Genomic DNA, 17,751 nt, shown 5'->3' on the forward strand with positions numbered 1-17,751 from the left:
CCCCCTCACCCTAACCCTCTCCCCGTCGGGGGGATGGGATGGTTTCCGGGGGAAGAATCTCAACTCATCCAATTGCCGCCGTCGACGTTGTAGGTCTGGGCGACGATGTAGTCGGCCTCCCGGCTCGCCAGGAAGATCGCCATGCCGGTCAGATCCTCGGCCCGGCCCATGCGGCCGAAGGGGACCGCTTCGCCGACCATCCGCTTCTTCTCGCCGGGCCGGAGTCCCTCATGCTTGGCGAACAGGGCGTCGACGCCGTCCCAATGTTCGCCGTCGACCACGCCGGGGGCGATGGCGTTGACGTTGATGCCATGGCGGATCAGGTCCAGGCCGGCCGACTGGGTCAGGCTGATGACCGCCGCCTTGGTGGCGCAATAGACGGCGACCAGGGATTCGCCGCGCCGCCCGGCCTGCGAGGCCATGTTGATGATCTTGCCGCCGCGGCCCTGCGCGATCATCCGCTTCGCCACCGCCTGCAAGGTGAACAGGGTGCCGCCGACGTTGATCGAGAACAGGCGGTCGTAGCTGTCGCGGGTGATCTCGACGATGGGGGCGAGGTCGAACAGGGCGGCGTTGTTGATCAGGATGTCGATGCCGCCGGCCCGCTCCACCACCGTGGCGACCGCGGCGTCGATGGACGACTGGCTGGTCACGTCGAGCGCCACGGCATAGGCGCCGGGGCCGATCTCCGCCGCCGCCTTCTCCGCCGCCGCGAAGTTGATGTCGGCAATGGCGACGGTGGCGCCCTCCGCGACATAGCCCGAGGCGAAGGCGCGGCCGATGCCGCGCGCGGCGCCGGTGACGATGGCCGATTTGCCATCGAGGCGTTTCACGGGGCTGATCATCGGAATGGACCCTTTCATGCCACTTTCGCACCGGCGGCGACGGAGGACAGGGCATTGCCCTGGGCGTCGAAGCGGTGGAGTTTTTCGGTTTGCGGCGTCAGCCAGACGCGGTCGCCGTGATGGACCGGGAACTCGCCGCCGGCCCGCGCCACCAGCGTGCCGATGCCCTCCATCTGCACATAGACGAAGGTGTCGGAGCCCAGATGTTCTGACACGGTGACGGTGCCGGCCCAGCGGCCGGATTCGGTCGAGAGCGTCAGATGTTCCGGGCGGATGCCGATGCAATCGGCGCCGTCGCCGCGCGCGGCCTCCCCCTCGACGAAGTTCATGCGCGGGGAGCCGATGAAGCCGGCGACGAAGCGGTTGAGCGGACGGCTGTAGAGGTCGATGGGGGAGCCCACCTGCTCGATCCGGCCGGCGTTCAGCACCACGATCTTGTCGGCCATGGTCATGGCCTCCACCTGATCGTGGGTCACATAGATCATGGTGGTGCCGAGGCTGGCGTGCAGCTCGGAGATTTCCAGGCGCATGTTGACGCGAAGTGCCGCGTCGAGGTTGGACAGCGGCTCGTCGAAAAGGAAGGCGGTCGGCTCGCGCACGATGGCGCGGCCGATGGCGACGCGCTGGCGCTGGCCGCCGGAGAGCTGGCCGGGGCGGCGGTCGAGATAGTTAGTGAGGTTCAGCACTTTTGCCGCGGCCTCCACCTTGCGGTCGATAGCGACCTTGTCCAGCCGGGCCATCTTCAGCGGGAAGGCGATGTTGTTGCGCACGGTCATGTGCGGATAGAGCGCGTAGGACTGGAACACCATCGCCAGCCCGCGCTGGGCGGGGGGCAGGGCGGTGGCATCCTTGCCGTCGATGCGGATGGTGCCGGACGACACGTCCTCCAGCCCGGCGATCAGGCGCAGCAGCGTGGACTTGCCGCAGCCGGACGGGCCGACGAACACCACGAACTCGCCATTGCCGATGGAGAGATCCAGCGGCGGGATGACGGCGATGTCGCCGAAGCTCTTGGTGACGCGGTCGAGCGTGATCTGACCCATAGCGGGTTCCCCCCTACTTTACGGCCCCGAAGGTCAGGCCGCGCACCAGCTGCTTCTGGCTGAACCAGCCAAGAACCAAGATCGGCGCGACCGCCATGGTCGAGGCGGCCGACAGTTTCGCGTAGAACAGCCCCTCGGGGCTGGAGTAGCTGGCAATGAAGGCGGTCAGCGGCGCCGATTGCGAGGCGGACAGGTTCAGCGTCCAGAACGCCTCGTTCCACGCCAGGATGATGTTCAGCAGCAGGGTGGAGGCGATGCCGGGCACCGCCATCGGCAGCAGGACGAACAGGATCTCGTCGCGCAGGCCGGCGCCGTCCATCCTTGCGGCTTCCAGGATCTCGCCCGGGATTTCGCGGAAATAGGTGAACAGCATCCAGACGATGATCGGCAGGTTGATCAGCGTCAGGACGATGATCAGTCCGATGCGGCTGTCGAGCAGCCCGAAATCGCGGAACAGCAGGTAGATCGGGATCAGCACGCCGACCGGCGGCAGCATCTTGGTCGACAGCATCCACATCAGCACGTCGCGGGTGCGCTTGCCGGGAACGAAGGCCATCGACCAGGCGGCAGGAACGGCGACCAGCAGGCCGAGCAGCGTCGAGCCGACCGAGATGACGACCGAATTCCAGAAATGGAGGAAATAGTCGGACCGTTGCCGGACCTCGGTGTAGTTCTCCAGCGTCCAGTCGAAGGCGAGGAAGCTGGGCGGGGTTGCCACCGCCTCCGCTTCCGTCTTGAAGCTGGTAAGGACAGTCCACAGGATGGGGAAGAAGATCACGATCCCGACGGTCCAGGCGATCAGGGTCACGACCAGCTTGCGGCGGTTGGTTGCGGCGCGCGCCATGGTCAGATGTCCAGGTTGCGGCCGATCATCCTCATCAGGAAGACGGCGACGATGTTGGCGAGGACGACGGCGACGATGCCGCCCGCGGAGCCGCCGCCGACATCGAACTGAAGCAGCGACTGGGCATAGACGAGATAAGTGATGTTGGTGGTGGCGGTGCCGGGGCCGCCGTTGGTCGTCACCAGGATCTCGGCGAAGACCGACAGCAGGAAGATGGTCTGGATCAGCGTCACCACCGTCATCGCGCGGGCCAGATGGGGCAGGATGATGTGGATGAAGCGGTCGCGCGCACCGGCCCCGTCCATCTCCGCCGCCTCCAGCCTTTCACGATCGAGCGACTGCAGCGCGGTCAGAAGGATCAGCGTGGCGAAGGGCAGCCACTGCCATGTCACGATCAGGATGATCGAGGACAGCGGCGCCTCGGCCAGGAAGTCGAAGGGCTGGAGGCCCAGCCCCTTGGCGATGGCGGCGAACAGGCCGTTCACCGGGTTCATCAGCATGTTCTTCCACACCAGCGCCGAGACGGTGGGCATGACGAAGAAGGGGGCGATGACCAGAAGGCGGACGATGCCCCGCCCCCAGAAGGGCTGGTCGAGCAGCAGGGCCAGCCCGATCCCGCCGGCGATGGTCAGCACCAGCACCCCGCCGACGAGCGCCAGCGTGTTGCCGAGTGCGGCGAAGAAGGCCGGATCGGTCAGGAAATACTGGTAGTTCAGCGTACCGATCCACTCCTCCGTCCCCGGCATCAGCAGGTTGTAGCGGAGGAAGGAGAAGTAGAGCGTCATCGCGAGCGGGATCAGCATCCAGCCGAGCAGCAGGACGACGGCCGGAGACATCGTCAGGCGCGCGGCTGCACGCGAATGGGCGGTGGCCATGGCTCGACTCTTGGGTAACGGCGTTGGGGGACGCGCAGTCAGGCGTGACTGTGAAAGAAACAATGCGGGAATAATCCCCTCTTCCCGGGGGGAGAGGGGGAATTTCCCATGCGGTGATCCGATACACGGACCCTTGACCGGTCACTTGATGTAGCCGGCCTTGGTCATCTCGCGGGTGGCGAGCGTCTGGGCGGTCTGCAGGGCCTGATCGGCGGTCGTCTGGCCGGCGAGCGCCGCGGAGAAGGCCTGACCGACCGCCGTGCCGATGCCCTGGAACTCGGGGATGGCGACGAACTGCACGCCGGTGTAGGGAACCGGCTGAACCGTCGGGTGTTGCGGGTCGGCGGCCTGGATCGACTTCAGCGTCAGGTCGGCGAAGGGAGCGGCCTTGCGGTACTCGGCATTGGTGTAGAGCGAGCTGCGGGTGCCCGGCGGCACGTTGGCCCAGCCCTCCTCCTTGGCGACGAGGTCGAGATACTCCTTGGACGTCGCCCAGGAGATGAAGGTCTGCGCCGCGTCGCCCTTTTTGCTGCTGGCGGGGACCGCGAGGCTCCAGGCCCACAGCCAGTTGGACCGCTTGCCCAGCCCGGTGTCGGGGGCCAGGGCGTAGCCGACCTTGTCCGCCACCTTGCTCTGCGCCGGGTTGGAGACGAAGGAGGCGGCGACGGTGGCGTCGATCCACATGGCGCATTTGCCGGACTGGAACAGCGCCAGATTCTCGTTGAAGCCGTTGGAGGAGGCGCCCGGCGGGCCTGCGTCCTTCATCAGGCCGAGATATGTCGTCAGCGTCTGCTTCCACGGGTCGGTGTTGAACTGCGGCTTCCAGTTCATGTCGAACCAGCTGGCGCCGAAGGAGTTCGCCATGGCGCTGAGGAAGGCCATGTTCTCGCCCCAGCCGGCCTTGCCGCGCAGGCAGATGCCGTAGACCTCGCTCTTCTTGTCGGTCAGCTTGCGCGCGGCGTCGGCAACGAAGGCCCAGGTCGGCGCCTCCGGCATGGTCAGGCCGGCCTTCTCGAACAGGTCCTTGCGGTACATTACCATCGAGCTTTCGCCGTAGAAGGGCGCGGCATAGAGCGTGCCGTCGGTGGTCAGGCCGCTGCGGATGGAGGGCAGCAGATCATCGGCGTCATAGTTGGAGCCGAGCTTGGTCAGCGGCATCAGCCACTTCTGCTTGGTCCAGATCGGAACCTCGTAGGTGCCGATGGTGAGGATGTCGTACTGGCCGCCCTTGGTGGCGATGTCGGTGGTGACGCGCTGGCGCAGCACGTTCTCTTCCAGCGTCACCCAGTTCAGCGTGATGTCGGGATGGGCCTTGGTGAAGTGCTCCGCCAGCTTCTGCATGCGGATCATGTCGCCGTTGTTCACCGTGGCGATGGACAGAGTCTCCGCCTGGGCGGAGTTGCCGAGAAACGCGGCGACGGCCGCGCCGATCAACGAAAGCGCACGCTTCATTCCTGTTTTCCTCCCCAATGTCCCCGTCCGGCCGCGCCCTGGCTTTCTTCCCGCCGGCCCTTGCGACTGGTCGCCCGACGCCTGGATGCATCTGTGGCATTCGGTTTGTATGGCGCACGAACACTATGACGCAGGCGACGGAGGAGGGCAATAGATAAATCACACTGATTTTAATATTCGGCGATGTCTCCCTCCCCCACCCAGCGGGGGAGGGTTGGGGCATAGGCGCTAACATGAGACTGTTGCGATAGAGGGTTTGGGGGTGAGGAATTGCCCCGGGCTTTGTTTTTCCGGGATGTTTGCGACCGATCCCACCGATGCCCCCTGGCGTGCGGTTGAGACGCTGGTCCGCTCGGTCATCGACCTTGAGGCGAGCGCAGCCGAGACGGGGGCCTTCCGCCAAGCCCGCGGCGTGCCGAGCGCCGCGGTGCTTCTTCGCCTCTGTCTGGCCTCTGAGGTGTGCCGGCTGTCCTTGCGCCAGACTTGCGCCTGGGCGGCGGAGATCGGTGTGGCCCGGCTTTCCAACCCAGCCTGGGAGAAGCGCTTCCAGAACGCCGGCGGGTGGCTGGGTGAGATCGCCGGGGCGCTGTTGGCGGCGCGTGCCGCGGTGCCGCCGCGTTGGCCCGGGTACCAACTGCGCTTGGTCGATGCCACCGCGCTCAGCGTCCCTGGCGCCTCCGGCACCTCCTGGCGGCTGCACCTGAGCTACGACCTCGGGCGCGGGTGCATGTGCCAAGCCAGCCTCACCGATGGGCACGGCGGCGAACGGCTGGGCCGATTTGCCCCGCCGCTGCCCGGCACCGTCGTGCTGGCCGACGCCGGCTACCCGCATCCACGCGAACTGCGCGGCCATCTGGCGGCGGGCGGCGACCTCATCGGGCGGACGAGTTGGGCGGCGGCGCGCCTGCTGACCCCGGCGGGCGGGCGCTTTGATCTGTTCGACGCCTTACGGCGGCTCGACGGCCCGGCGGGAGCCTGGGATGTGGTCGTCGACGACCACCAGCCGGCGTTGCCGCCGCTGCACCTGCGCCTGGTCGCCGGGCGCAAGCCGGCGGCGGCGTGCGAACAAGCGCGCCGCCGGGTGCGTGAGACCGCCAAACGCAAGGGCAAGACGCCCGACGCGCGCTCGCTGGAGGCGGCCGACTGGGTGTTGCTGCTGACCTCGCTGCCGGCCGCCGCGTTCGATGCGGCGGCGGTGCTGGCCGCCTATCGCTTGCGCTGGCAGGTGGAACTGGCGATCAAACGCTGGAAAACCTTGCTCGGCTTGGGCGAGGTGCCGGTACGCACCCCGGCAACCGCGACTGCCTGGATCTACGCCATGCTGATCGCGGCGCTGCTCATCGAGGATAAAGTTGCCAGGGCGGCGACGCAATTCCCCCCTGGGCAGCCCGCGCATGCCGCAGGGGTTCTCCCTGTGGCGCATGTTCGCGCTCTTGGCCCACAGCCTGTGCTTGGCAGTGTTCGGGCCATTCCATTGGCCGTCGCTTGATCCACTGGCACCGTGGCTCACCCGACACATCGCCGACCCGCCCAGACGACGAAAACGCCAGACCGAAACTATACCGCATCCTTTCATAAGCGGGCCAGCATGTTAGCGCCTATGGGAGGGTTGGGGTGGGGGCACGGGAAAGAGAGTTTTGGGATGGTCACGCTGCACGCCTCCCTTTCACCCCAGCCCTCTCCTCAAAGGGGGAGGGTATTTCGGTGGCTTCCGAAGGGCATGGGATAAGAAATGATGCGTTGAGCCATGCGGTTCTGTATTCTTGCGCTACCCTTCACCCTCCACGCCTTCGGCGGGTCCAAGATCGCTCGCAAGTCTCGCGACCGCGCTCCGCCTACGATCACCTTCGGTGCTCGTCCGGCCTGCGGCCGTCGGCTCTACGTCCTCTCCCGGGGCGGGAGAGGCGTTGGTTGGCCGAGTTAATAAATCACTTTGATTTTGTTACAACTGGTTGTTATACAAACTATTGGTCGTAATCGAGGCGGGGGCGGCAGGAGAATGCGGGGCGGCGATACCACCGGGCTGCGCGCCTACAACGAGCGGCTGGTCATGCATGCGCTGTTGCAGACCGGCATGCTGTCGAAGGCGGAGATCGCGCGGGAGACCGGGCTGAGCGGGCAGGCGGCGTCGGTGATCGTCAACCGGCTGTTGGAGGACGGGCTGCTGGTCAAGCTGGACAAGGTGCGCGGGCAGGTCGGCCAGCCGTCCACGCCCATCGCGCCGAATCCGGACGGGGCCTATTCGCTGGGGGTGAAGATCGGCCGCCGCAGCGTCGAGGCGATCCTGATCAACCTGCTGGGCGAGGAGCTGGGGGCGAGCCGCGTGCGCTACGACGCGCCGCTGCCGGAGCCGACGATCTCCACCGCGATCGCCCAGGCGGTCGGGCTGCTGGCGCATCTGTCGCCGGCGGCGCGGTCGCGGGTGGTCGGGCTGGGCGTGGCGATGCCGGACGAGATCCACGCGTGGTCGGCGGAGCTGGGGCTGGCGCCGGGGGCGCTGGACGGCTGGCGCGACGCCGACATCGGCGGTGCCTTCGCCCGCGAGACCGGGTTGCCAGTGACGCTCTACAACGACGCGGCGGCGGCCTGCGCGGCGGAGATGATCGCCGGCCATGCCATCACCAGCCGTAGCGCGCTCTACATCTATCTCGGCACCTTCATCGGCGGCGGGGTGGTGATCGACGGGCGACTCTATCGGGGGGAGCAGGGGAATGCGGGGGCCATCGGCTCGATGCCCACGGGTCCGGCCGGGCCGGGTAATCCGCCGGGGCAGCTGATCCACAGCGCCTCCATCTTTCTGCTGGAACGGGACCTGGAGGCTGCAGGGATCGACCCGTCGGCGGCGTTGTCGGCCGTGCTGCCCGGTGGCGGCGGCGAGCGAGCGGACGCCATCTTCGACGCCTGGGCCGGAACGGCTTGCGCCGAGCTGTCGCGCGCCGTCGTCTCCGCGCTCAGCGTCATCGACTTCCAGGAGGTGGTGGTCGATGGCTTCCTTCCGCCGCCCTGGCGCGACCGTTTTACGCAACGCCTGTCGGCTGCGGTGGAGCGCTTCAACCGGTCGGGGCTGAAGGCCGCGCCGGTGACGGCGGGATCGATCGGCCCGATGGCGCGCGTACTAGGGGCGGCGATGCTGCCGCTGAAGGCGCGATTCTCGCCCGACACCGATCTGCTGATCCGGTCGGGCATGGCACGGGAATTGGCCTGACGGCTCGGAACACGATGGCGGCCGGTTCGGGCGACCGGGTCGGCCTAGCCGAGCAGGGCCGCCGCTTCCGCCAGCGTCGGAGCCGAGTCCGCCGCACCGGCGCGGGTGGTGACGAGCGCGCCGCAGGCGACGGCGAAGCGCACTGCGCCGGCCAGATCGTCTCTGCGCGCCAGGGCGAAGGCCAGACCGCCATTGAAGCGGTCCCCGGCCGCGACGGTGTCGATTGCCGTCACCGGGAAGGGCGGAACGAAGCCCTGCTGGCCCAATCCCCGGTAATAGACGCCCTTGGCGCCCATCTTGACGATGGCGAAGGCCAGACCGCGTTCCAACAGCCGGTCCGCGGCGGCGGCGTCCTCCGGCCCGGGCCACGTCGTCCGTGCCGACCGCCATGTTGGCGCCGCCGACCACGGAGATGCAGTTCTCGCCCGAGGACTCGACGCCGACCACCGCGATGCCGGTGGGATGGTCCGGGTCCGCCGACAGATTGCCGGTCCGAACGCCGAAGCCGGCCAGCCGGCTGTGCGCCATCTCGCCGAAGGCGTCGCTCCCGGTGCGGCCGACCATCTCGACCTGTCCGCCCAGCCGGGCGGCAGCCGCGACCTGGTTGGCGCCCTTGCCGCCCAGCCCCATGGCATAGCCGCTGCCGTGCACGGTCTCGCCCGGACGGGGAAGCCGGTCGGGATAGGCGCAGACGTCGATGTTGACGCTGCCGAGAACGGTAATCGGACGGGTCAGGGTCATGAAAGCCTCTCGCAGGGACGGCCGACCGAGGCGCGCAGCACGAGGTCGGGCGGCAGGGACAACAGGTCGGGCAGGGGCCGGCCGTCTTCCAGATGATCGATCAGAAGCTCCGCCGCGCGGGCGCCGAGCAGGCCCGCCGACTGGCGGATGGTGGAAAGCGGCGGAGTGAGGTAGGCGGCCAGTTCGATGTCGTCATAGCCCAGCACCGACAGCTGGTCCGGAACCGTCAGCCTGCGTTCCGCCGCGGCGCGCAGCACGCCGGCCGCCATCAGGTCGTTGAAGGCGAAGATCGCGTCGGGCGCATCCCCGCCGTCGGGCAGGCCGGGATCGAGCGGGCTGGCATCGAGCAGGTCGGCCGCCGCGGCATAGCCGCCGGCGATGGTCAGGTCGGCCTCGCGCATCCGGGCGGGGTCGAGCGTCAGGTCGGCCTTGCCCAACTCCTCGACGAAGCCGGCCAGCCGGGCGCGGGAGCGCGGATGCCGCCCCGGACCGGTGATGCAGGCGATGCGGCGGAAGCCGCGCTCCGCAAGCAGCCGGGCGGCCAGCCGCCCGCCCATCACCGAATCGTCGGTCACCGTGCAGGCGCCCGGACGCGGGTCGGGGTCGAGCAGCAGCAGCGGCAGGTCTGGGGCGCGCGCCTGGACGTCGTCGAGGAAACCGGGATCGGCATTGCTGGTCATCACCGTGAGCCCGTCGATCCGGCGGTTGTGCAGCGCCTCGAAGGCGCGGATCTGCTTGCCCGGCTCGTCGGTGTTGCAGATGGGTATCGTTAACTCGTTGATCCTGGCGGTTCGGGAGGGCGTGGGCTACCCACGGACGCCCGACGCCGGGCGATCACGCGGCCAACGGCGCGCCGGCGACCTCAGTCCAGGTGGCGAATGCCTGGGCGCGGGCGGCGCGGTAGTCGGAAGCGGGGCGGTGGTCTCGGCGAAGGTGGAAAAGATTGGCGATCGGGTCGTGGACGGAGAGGAAGCGCTGAACCTGCCGGGCTGACTTGAAGCGTTTCATCTGCCGCTCCCGCCGTCGGGTTGGCTGGTGGGAGTTCTCGGCTCGGTTGTTGATCCCCTTGTGCTGGCGATCCTCCACTCCGGGCATGACATCCTGATCTTGCCCCGGTTGGGGTTCTTGCGCAGTTTGCGTGGATCACGCCGCCAGGAGGGTTCGTCTCTGGAGCAGATCCAGGCTGGCTCTGCCGTACATCTGACGCTTGAGCAGTTTGATGCGGTTGATCTGCCCCTCAGCCTGCCCACTGCTCCACGGCAATGTGAGTGCCGCCCGAACTGCAGCGCCATCCTGCTGCAAACCGGCAGCAAACGTCTGAACCGCCGTGATACCGCAGGAACCTGCCTCGGTGAGCCAAGCCTCTAGTCCGGCGGCGGCATGGTTGCTTTCTGCAGTTCGGCCGGCCGCGCGCACGAGTGCCGTGAAGCGGCGCGCGAGGCCGGCCACTGTTTGTGTTTCGGCATCTTGCTCGGCCTGGGCAACAGCCGCAGCCTCCTCATCATTGCGCGCTTCGGCCGGCTTTACCAGAGCCCAGGCCAAGCACTTGGGCGACAGGAGGGCTGGTGGGCCTCCTGATCGGGTTGGCGTCTCCTTGCGCCAGCGGTGGGGCGTCGTCTTCGCCGGGACGCTTCGGTGCTGTTGCAGCCTGAGATGCACCGCTTTTGCCCGGCCGAGGTAACCCAGCGCACGAACCTCACGCCACAGTTCTATGCCATTCTCGCAGCCTGCGGCCACACGCGCCGCCAAATGCGGGATAAAGGGATCCAACGCGCTCGCCCCCGGAGCCCGCAATGCGCGTTCCGGAAAGCTCTGCGCTTGCACGTACTTACGGACCGTTCCCCGCGCCAGGCCCATCGACCTGGCAATGCCCAGCAGCGTCTCGCCGGCGGCATGGCGGCGCCGGACCTCCTTATAGACGGCCAGCCACCGCTCGTGGCTTGCGATGCTCGCCACTCTCTCGGCATGCGGGCGCGGGAAGGCTCGGGTGCGTCGGGGTGCGATGGCCGATGCGTCGGTGTGGACCGGCGGCAACCGGCGAAGCCGCCCATGGACGGCGAAGAGTCAGCGTTCAAGCATCTGGCGCGTATTGGCGAGCAGGTGCCATCGGTCGGCAACCTGGGTCGCTTGACCAGCGCCGTTGGTGGCGGCACGAGCATATTCGGCGGAGCGATCCCGCGCCACCACGGCGATGCCAGGGTGGTCGCGCAACCAGCCTGCAACAGTGTTGGCGGATCGATCGGCCAGCAGGTCGAGGACACGACGAAGTTCCAGGTCGACGAGGATCGTGCCATAGGTCCGCCCCTTGCGCAGCGCCCAGTCATCCACCCCAACGACGCGTGGCGGTTCAACGGCCGGCAGGGGCAATGCCCGGATGACGCGTAGCAGGCTGTCCCTGCTGACGGGCATTCCAAGCCCACGGGCGAGCCGCGCCCCCGCAGCACCCCCGAGAGCAATCCCGACCCGGCCCAGTGCTTTGGCCAGCCGCCCGGTGCGGCGGGCGTGAGGCTCTACAGCGCCTGCAAAGCGCTCGGCGAACGTGCGTTTGGGGCAGGTCGCTTGCCGGCAATAGAACCGCCGGACCAGCAAGGCAACACGGAGCTCATGCCCAAAGGCCGGCAGGTCGGCAGGAGATCGCCGGTACCGGCTGTGAACCACGCGGCTGACGGCGCCACAGTGCGGGCAACGAGCACTGCCTCGGCGGCTATCTGCGAGAATGACAAGGGAGCCGCGGCTGCCGCGCTCGATCTGAAGCACGCGGCAGCCCGGAAAGAAAGAGAACATCTGCATGCTCCTTCCATGTGGGCAATACCCGGTCTGCTCGCTACCGCAACCAAGACCATCCACGCAAACTGCGCAAGAACCACCGAAACGGGGCAAGATCAAAGCCCGGTTACTCCGACTTGGCGATCATGACGGAACTGATGCTGCGCGGTCTTTCGGCTGGCGCTGCACCAGGATCAGATCACCGCAAGCAGGCCGCCATCGACGGTCAGGGCGTGACCGGTGACGTAGCTGGACAGGTCGGAGCCGAGATAGGCCACCGCATCGCCGATCTCCGACGGCTGCCCCAGACGGCGTAGAGGCGTGCGTTGGCGGAAACCTTCGGCGGCTTCGGCAATGCCGGGGGCGGTGCGCAGCAGCACCGTGTCGATGGTGCCGGGGGCGACGGCGTTCACGCGGATCCCGTCGGGACCGAGCGCATCTGCCAGCGACTTCGCCATCAGGACCACGCCACCCTTGCTGGTCGAATAGGCCACCGTGGTCCCGGCACCGACGATGCCGCCCATGCTGGCCATCAGGACGATGCTGCCGGCCTTGCCCTTCGCCTTCATCTGGCGGGCCGCCGCTTGGGCACCAAAGAGGACACCGTCCAGGTTCACCGCCATCAGCCGCCGGTAGTCCTCCTCCGGCACCTCGGCGCCGTCGGTGCGCAGCGTGATGCCGGCGTTGGCGACGAAGACATCGACGCCGCCGAATTCCTCCGCCGCGGCGACCAGCGCGTCGTTCTCGGCGCGCTTGCTGACGTCCGTCTTCACGAAATGGGCGGGCACGTTCAGCGCCCTGATCGCATCGGCCGTCGGTTCGCCGCCTTCGCGCGGCGTCTCCGTCACATCGGAGACGATCACCGCGCGGGCGCCATGCTCGGCCGCGCGCAGTGCGATCGCCCGGCCGATTCCGCTCGACGCGCCGGTCACCACGACGACCTTGCCGTTCAGAATGTTGCTCATCATGGACCTCGTGGAGGAGAGGAGGGCGCGCCGGATCAGGCCGACACACCGGCGGGCTGGGCCGGAGGCTGAGCTGTGGGCAAGGCGCCCAACTGTTCCAGCAGCTTGTAGAGGTTGGCGACGCCCCAATGCTCGACGATGCGGCCGTCGCGCACGCGCATGGCGTCCACCGTCTCGAAGGCAATGGCCATGCCGGTGGGAGCTATGCCGAGGAACGGCCTCTGGTGGGTGCCGTGATAGGTCTTGAAGGTGGTGACCAGATCGTCGTCGGCGACCTGCCAATGGATGTCCGCATGGAAATCCGGGAAGGCTGCGCGCAAGGCCTTGTACAGGCGCAGCGTACCGGCCCGGTCGGATGTGCCGCCCGGCTGCGGCGTGTGGTCGATGTAATCGGAGGCGAAGAGTTCCTCGAACAGGGCGTAATTGCCGCGGCCCTGGACCTCTTCGGTGTTGAGACGCACGACGGCGATCGCCGCCTTGCTCTGGGGCGTGTTGGACATTGCGGAACTCTCTGTGATGGCGGAAGGTCAGCCGAACAGCTTGGCCGCGGTGAGGGCGACGAGTTCACCCTGGTGGCGGGCACCGCCCAGGTCGATTTCGGACGGCTGGCGGGACCCGTCGCCGGCGGCAACCGTGGTGGCGCCATAGGGTGCGCCGCCGACGATCTCGTCCGCACTCATCTGGCCCTGGTGGCTGTAGGGCAGGCCGACGATGACCATGCCGAAATGCAGCAGGTTGGTGATGATGGAGAACAGTGTGGTCTCGTTGCCGCCATGCTGGGTGGCGCTGGAGGTGAAGGCCGCACCGACCTTGCCGTTCAGCGCGCCGCGGGCCCACAGCCCACCGGCCTGGTCGAGGAAGGCCGCCATTTGCGAGGAGATGCGGCCGAAGCGGGTGCCGGTGCCGACGATGATGGCGTCATACTGCTCCAACTCCGCCACGGTGGCGACCGGGGCGCTCTGGTCCAACTTGAAATGCGCGTTCTTCGCCACCGCTTCCGGCACCGTCTCGGGCACGCGCTTGACGTCCACCGCCGCACCGGCGCTGCGCGCGCCCTCGGCAATGGCGTAGGCCATCGTCTCGATGTGGCCGTAGGACGAATAATAGAGGACGAGAACCTTGGCCATGAAAGCGATCCTTTTCGAGTTTGTGCGGATTGCGGTGGCGGCCTGGGGGCGGAGCCGCTGGTGCCGTGGCAATCCCGCCGGCATGCAGTCACCGTCACGATGCTAAGCGGCCAGGCTAAGGTCACACGACCGACAATTCGTCACCGCGCGGATGACAAAGCGTCAGCTGCGCCCGAGGGTCAGGAGCGCAGATTGGCGAGGTGGAGGTCGAAGGCGCTCTTCATCGTCGCGAGCGGATCGGCCGCCATGGCCGGGGAAACACAGCGTCCCTCGCGGAAGGCCGAGGACAGGCCGTAAAGCTGGGCGCCGCTCGCGACGGCGGCGATGCTGGGATCGGGATCGCCCCTCAGCGCACCCGAGGCCGCCGCAGCACCGAACCATGCGAACCAGTACCCGATCATCTTGTCGATCTGGTGCTGAGCATCCGCCGACCGCGGCAGGTTGGCACAGGATGCGGTGATGATCTGCATGTGGACGGGGTGGGAGTATGACCAGGAGAGATAGGCATCGCCGGCTGCGCGGACGCAGTCCAGGGGATCGGATTCGGACAGGAAGGACGCTTCGACCGCGATCCTCAGGCTTTCGACCGCCTTGTCGACGACGGCCAGCATCAGGTCAGCCCGGTTCCTGAAATGCTTGAACGGTGCGGAAGGGGACACGTTGGCGCGCCGCGCCGCTTCGCGGACGGAAACCCCCTCGATCCCCTTCTCCTGGACGATGTCGAACGTCGCGCTGACCAGCGCTTCTGCCAGTTTGCCATGGTGATAGGGGCGCAGCTCGCTGGCAGGGCGTTGGTTGCGGAGGGTCATCCGATGCTCCGGAGTGCAGCGTCCGATGTCAGGGCCGGGATGTGGCCCGGCTCGAAGGCCCCCAACGGAGTGTGCGTGGCGAATGCATTGCTCGCGGTCCTCAGATGCTTGAGAAGCGCGTCGGTCCTGGCGTTGGGGGCGCTGCCGGGCTGGCGATACACATAGGTGCAGGCGAAGCCCGCATGCCAGTCGCCCAGGATGCGGACCAGCCGCCCCTCCTCCAACTCGGTCGCGGCGACGAAGCGGGGGAGCTTTGCGATGCCGCCGCCCTGAACCGCCGCCATCAGGACCATCATCGGCGTGTTGAAGCTCAGATGTCGGCTGGCCTCAATCGCGACCTTCTGCGTGCCGCGGGTAAAGAGCCAGGGAGTTCGGCGGCGTTCGTTGGTTTCGTCGAGCAGAAGCGTGTGCCCCGCACCGGTCAGCTCCGTCGGTGTCGTCGGCGCCGATTTGGACCGCAGATAGCTGCGCGATGCGCAGAGAATCGATTCGCTCTCTAAAAGCGGTTCCCCGACCGCGCTTGGCCAGTCGGCATCGGCGAGGTGCATCGCCAGATCGAAGGGCCCGGCAGCAGGATCCAATGGCCGTTCCTGCACCTCCAGCCGCAGGTTCACCTCCGGATGGGCTTCGGTGAAGCTGCGGATGACGGGCAGGAGGAAATGGCTGGAGGCGGAATCGGCGTTCAGCCGGATGGTGCCGGCGAGGCAGCCGTTTGACGGCCGTACGGCGCTTGCGGACTGTGCCAGCTGTTCAAGCAGGGGCAAGGTCTGTTCGTAGAACCGGCGGCCATCCTCGGTGATCCGGATTCCTTGCGGTGTGCGATGAAAAAGGCGGGTGCCCAGGCGCTCCTCGAGCCGGCCGATCGCCCGGCTGACTCCGGAGGTCGTCAACCCGACGACCTCCGACGTCCGGACGAAGCTCCCCGTCTCGACAGCGGCGGCAAACACCCCGACGCCGCTGATTACCCTACCGTCGAACCGTGTCATCTGACCTCTCCCGGTCTTTTGTTTGAACCGGCGGCCGACTGCGTTCTTCGACGCGGTCCGGAGCGCGGTCTCTAACCCAGGATAGGGTGCATGCGATCGGCAGGACGGTGCCAGCAACGATCGAACCCGAGTGACGAAACTTTAAAAATTATCTTATTTCAATGCGTTAAGCTTGATCTGGGCTTGGGAAGGCTCACTAACCCCCAACGGAGGCGTTGCCAAAGTAAGCATTTGAACACATTGTTTCCGGCGACCTGCATGATTTGGTGAATGAGGGTTCATGCTCCACTCCACGGCCGTCGTCCCCCGTTCGCCCGGCAAGGGTGAGCATTCCGCTCCGTTGTCGGGTGCATGGCGATGAACACCGAGCCCGAACTCGGCGTCGATATCGGGGCGCTGTCCGCACGGATTCGGTTCAATCCAGAAGACGGCTGCATCTGGCTCGAGCGCGAGCGCATGATGCTCTTGCATCTCTCCGCCTACGCCGCCTTCCGCAAGGAGTTGATCGAGACGGTGGGGCAGGAGGCTGCGAAGCGGATGCTGATGCGCATGGGTCATGCCTGTGGCAGTTCCGACGCGGCGCTGGCCCGACGCGCCCGGCCGGAATCGGACATGCTGACCAACTTCCTGGCCGGCCCGCGGCTGCACGCGATCGAAGGCATGGTGGTGGTGGAGCCCGTCGCCCATTCCTTCGATCCAGCGACGAACTTCCACGCCGGAGAATGGATCTGGCGAAACTCGATCGAGGTCGAGGCGCATCTGAAGGAATATGGCCTGAGCAAGGAGCCGGTGTGCTGGAGCGCCATCGGTCATGCGACCGGCTACACCAGCGTCTTCATGGGCCGCCCGATCTTGTACCGGGAGGTCGAATGTCGGGCGATGGGCCATGCCCATTGCCGCATCGTCGGCAAGCCGGCGGAGCTTTGGGAGGATGGCGCCCGCGACGACCTGCAAAATGGCCTGTGCCTGTCCGAACCATGGAACAGCGACACCGATCAGTGGGAGCGGACGGCCGGTGTCGCGGCTCCGGCGTTGGAATGGTCGGACGGCCGGCTGCTCGGCATGTCGCCGAACTTTGTCTCCACCATGGATCTGATCGGCAAGGTCGCGCCGACCGATGCGCCGGTGCTGCTGGTCGGCGAAGCGGGTGTCGGGAAGAAGGCGAGCGCCCGCGCCCTTCACCGGTTGAGCAAGCGCGCGCGTCAGCCCTTCGTCCATTTCAGCTGTTCGGAGGCGGCCGGCGACGTGCTGGACGCGGAGCTTTTCGGCGTCGAGAAGGGAGCGTTGGCCGGAGTCGCAACGTCGCGCAACGGCCGCGTGGAGCGGGCCAACGGCGGAACCCTATTCCTGGAGGACGTCCATTGCCTCGACGCACGGGCGCAGTCGAAGCTGCTGCGGGTGCTGCAGGCCGGCGAGGTGGAGCGGCTTGGCGGCGGTCAGCCGCGCCCGGTGAAGGTGCGCATCGTCGCAGCCTCGACACCGAGGCTGATGGCGGCGGTGCGGGACGGCTGCTTTCGCGAGGATCTCTATTACAAGCTCAGCGCCTTTCCGATCCGTCTGGCCCCCTTGCGTGAACGGCGGTCGGACATCCCATTGCTGCTGAAGCATTTCGTGACGGAATTTGCCTGCCGTCACGGCAAGCAGATCCGGTCGGTCGCCCAGAGCGCCATCGCCTTCCTGCTGACTTACGAGTTTCCCGGCAATGTCGCCGAGTTGGAGAGCATGATCGAGCGCGCGGTGATCCTCGCACCGGAGGCCGGGACAATCGACCTGTCGCATCTCTCCTCGCCGCTCGACCAGGACAGCCCGCGCTTCTTCAGTGTTTCGCGGGCGGGCCGCCTGTCGATGGGCGGGACCGAAGAGCCGGCGGCGATGGAGAGCGGCCCCTCGTTCGACCAGCTACTTGATGGCAATTTCTCGCTTGAGACCTTCGAGAATGAGATCATCGCCAGGGCGGTCGAGCGTGCTTCCGGCAATCTCAGCGCCGCCGCCCGTGAATTGGGAATGACGCGCCCCCAGCTTGCCTACCGATTCCGCAAGAGCCGCGAGGTGGGGGAGGATGAAGCCAAGGACATGTTCTAGAACAGCAAGGT

General features: G+C 67.1%; 15 protein-coding genes and 3 pseudogenes. 3 read left to right on the top strand and 15 right to left on the bottom strand.

The genetic code is table 11. The features are described from left to right. Positions 1 to 59: 59 nt before the first annotated feature. The 5 genes from ACWPKK_RS22475 to ACWPKK_RS22495 form a co-directional block, all read right to left on the bottom strand. Positions 60 to 833 (bottom strand): L-iditol 2-dehydrogenase, encoded by a 774-nt coding sequence (locus ACWPKK_RS22475; RefSeq protein WP_452008661.1) that lies wholly within the window; start codon positions 831 to 833, stop codon positions 60 to 62. 26 nt (positions 834 to 859) lie between these two features. After that, the gene (locus tag ACWPKK_RS22480; protein ID WP_452008664.1) at positions 860 to 1,888 is read right to left on the bottom strand and encodes an ABC transporter ATP-binding protein; all 1,029 of its coding nucleotides are present in this window, start codon (positions 1,886 to 1,888) and stop codon (positions 860 to 862) included. Positions 1,889 to 1,901: 13 nt separating this feature from the next. Beyond that, the gene (locus ACWPKK_RS22485) at positions 1,902 to 2,732 is read right to left on the bottom strand and encodes a carbohydrate ABC transporter permease (protein WP_452008667.1); all 831 of its coding nucleotides are present in this window, start codon (positions 2,730 to 2,732) and stop codon (positions 1,902 to 1,904) included. A 2-nt stretch (positions 2,733 to 2,734) separates the two neighbouring features. Then, entirely contained in the window at positions 2,735 to 3,607 is an 873-nt protein-coding gene (locus tag ACWPKK_RS22490) for a carbohydrate ABC transporter permease (RefSeq protein WP_452008669.1), read from the bottom strand. Between the two features lie 141 nt (positions 3,608 to 3,748). Then, positions 3,749 to 5,059 carry an ABC transporter substrate-binding protein gene (locus ACWPKK_RS22495; RefSeq protein WP_452008671.1) on the bottom strand — a complete coding sequence of 437 codons (1,311 nt, stop codon included), beginning with the start codon at positions 5,057 to 5,059 and terminating at the stop codon, positions 3,749 to 3,751. 295 nt (positions 5,060 to 5,354) lie between these two features. Between ACWPKK_RS22495 and ACWPKK_RS22500 the strand changes: the two genes are divergently transcribed. Next, a complete protein-coding gene (locus tag ACWPKK_RS22500; protein WP_452008674.1) occupies positions 5,355 to 6,548 on the top strand; it encodes a transposase in 1,194 nt (397 codons plus the stop codon). Between the two features lie 510 nt (positions 6,549 to 7,058). Next, positions 7,059 to 8,264 (top strand): ROK family transcriptional regulator, encoded by a 1,206-nt coding sequence (locus ACWPKK_RS22505; RefSeq protein WP_452008676.1) that lies wholly within the window; start codon positions 7,059 to 7,061, stop codon positions 8,262 to 8,264. Between the two features lie 44 nt (positions 8,265 to 8,308). Here the strand turns inward: ACWPKK_RS22505 and ACWPKK_RS22510 are convergent, their stop codons facing one another. The 10 genes and pseudogenes from ACWPKK_RS22510 to ACWPKK_RS22555 all read right to left on the bottom strand — a co-directional run bounded on the left by ACWPKK_RS22510 (position 8,309) and on the right by ACWPKK_RS22555 (position 15,658). After that, positions 8,309 to 8,593 carry a PfkB family carbohydrate kinase gene (locus tag ACWPKK_RS22510; protein ID WP_452008678.1) on the bottom strand — a complete coding sequence of 95 codons (285 nt, stop codon included), beginning with the start codon at positions 8,591 to 8,593 and terminating at the stop codon, positions 8,309 to 8,311. 109 nt (positions 8,594 to 8,702) lie between these two features. Continuing rightward, positions 8,703 to 9,005: pseudogene (locus ACWPKK_RS22515) on the bottom strand (PfkB family carbohydrate kinase); the annotation flags it as partial. Next, positions 9,002 to 9,787, bottom strand: a complete 786-nt coding sequence (locus ACWPKK_RS22520; RefSeq protein ID WP_452009623.1) for a substrate-binding domain-containing protein — start codon at positions 9,785 to 9,787, stop codon at positions 9,002 to 9,004. The gene ACWPKK_RS22520 and the pseudogene ACWPKK_RS22515, both read right to left, overlap by 4 nt. A 52-nt stretch (positions 9,788 to 9,839) precedes the next feature. Then, positions 9,840 to 10,091, bottom strand: a pseudogene (locus tag ACWPKK_RS22525) (DDE-type integrase/transposase/recombinase); the annotation flags it as partial. 57 nt (positions 10,092 to 10,148) lie between these two features. After that, positions 10,149 to 11,795, bottom strand: a pseudogene (locus ACWPKK_RS22530) (ISL3 family transposase). Positions 11,796 to 11,965: 170 nt separating this feature from the next. Further along, complete coding sequence (locus tag ACWPKK_RS22535; protein WP_452008681.1) at positions 11,966 to 12,736, bottom strand: SDR family NAD(P)-dependent oxidoreductase; 771 nt, start codon at positions 12,734 to 12,736, stop codon at positions 11,966 to 11,968. Positions 12,737 to 12,771: 35 nt separating this feature from the next. Continuing rightward, positions 12,772 to 13,236: an ester cyclase gene (locus ACWPKK_RS22540; protein ID WP_452008683.1), complete on the bottom strand. Its 465-nt coding sequence runs from the start codon at positions 13,234 to 13,236 to the stop codon at positions 12,772 to 12,774. Positions 13,237 to 13,263: 27 nt separating this feature from the next. After that, positions 13,264 to 13,863: an NAD(P)H:quinone oxidoreductase gene (wrbA, locus tag ACWPKK_RS22545; RefSeq protein WP_452008686.1), complete on the bottom strand. Its 600-nt coding sequence runs from the start codon at positions 13,861 to 13,863 to the stop codon at positions 13,264 to 13,266. Between the two features lie 179 nt (positions 13,864 to 14,042). Further along, the gene (locus tag ACWPKK_RS22550) at positions 14,043 to 14,672 is read right to left on the bottom strand and encodes a TetR/AcrR family transcriptional regulator (RefSeq protein ID WP_452008689.1); all 630 of its coding nucleotides are present in this window, start codon (positions 14,670 to 14,672) and stop codon (positions 14,043 to 14,045) included. Continuing rightward, positions 14,669 to 15,658: a LysR family transcriptional regulator gene (locus tag ACWPKK_RS22555; protein ID WP_452008691.1), complete on the bottom strand. Its 990-nt coding sequence runs from the start codon at positions 15,656 to 15,658 to the stop codon at positions 14,669 to 14,671. Before ACWPKK_RS22555 ends, ACWPKK_RS22550 begins: the two co-directional genes overlap by 4 nt. A gap of 357 nt (positions 15,659 to 16,015) precedes the next feature. On the opposite strand from ACWPKK_RS22555, the gene ACWPKK_RS22560 reads away from it, so the two are divergent. Then, positions 16,016 to 17,740, top strand: coding sequence for a sigma 54-interacting transcriptional regulator (locus ACWPKK_RS22560; RefSeq protein WP_452008694.1), 1,725 nt, complete (start codon positions 16,016 to 16,018; stop codon positions 17,738 to 17,740). Positions 17,741 to 17,751 lie beyond the last annotated feature (11 nt).

This window comes from Azospirillum largimobile (assembly GCF_977007025.2).

Excerpts from the sequence above, each read along its gene's own strand:
- ACWPKK_RS22550 (WP_452008689.1), bottom strand. The coding sequence starts at position 14,672 with ATGACCCTCCGCAACCAACGCCCTGCCAGCGAGCTGCGCCCCTATCAC.
- ACWPKK_RS22480 (WP_452008664.1), bottom strand. The coding sequence starts at position 1,888 with ATGGGTCAGATCACGCTCGACCGCGTCACCAAGAGCTTCGGCGACATC.
- ACWPKK_RS22535 (WP_452008681.1), bottom strand. The coding sequence starts at position 12,736 with ATGAGCAACATTCTGAACGGCAAGGTCGTCGTGGTGACCGGCGCGTCG.
- ACWPKK_RS22560 (WP_452008694.1), top strand. The coding sequence starts at position 16,016 with ATGAACACCGAGCCCGAACTCGGCGTCGATATCGGGGCGCTGTCCGCA.
- ACWPKK_RS22490 (WP_452008669.1), bottom strand. The coding sequence starts at position 3,607 with ATGGCCACCGCCCATTCGCGTGCAGCCGCGCGCCTGACGATGTCTCCG.
- wrbA (WP_452008686.1), bottom strand. The coding sequence starts at position 13,863 with ATGGCCAAGGTTCTCGTCCTCTATTATTCGTCCTACGGCCACATCGAG.
- ACWPKK_RS22540 (WP_452008683.1), bottom strand. The coding sequence starts at position 13,236 with ATGTCCAACACGCCCCAGAGCAAGGCGGCGATCGCCGTCGTGCGTCTC.
- ACWPKK_RS22505 (WP_452008676.1), top strand. The coding sequence starts at position 7,059 with ATGCGGGGCGGCGATACCACCGGGCTGCGCGCCTACAACGAGCGGCTG.
- ACWPKK_RS22495 (WP_452008671.1), bottom strand. The coding sequence starts at position 5,059 with ATGAAGCGTGCGCTTTCGTTGATCGGCGCGGCCGTCGCCGCGTTTCTC.
- ACWPKK_RS22555 (WP_452008691.1), bottom strand. The coding sequence starts at position 15,658 with ATGACACGGTTCGACGGTAGGGTAATCAGCGGCGTCGGGGTGTTTGCC.
- ACWPKK_RS22485 (WP_452008667.1), bottom strand. The coding sequence starts at position 2,732 with ATGGCGCGCGCCGCAACCAACCGCCGCAAGCTGGTCGTGACCCTGATC.
- ACWPKK_RS22500 (WP_452008674.1), top strand. The coding sequence starts at position 5,355 with ATGTTTGCGACCGATCCCACCGATGCCCCCTGGCGTGCGGTTGAGACG.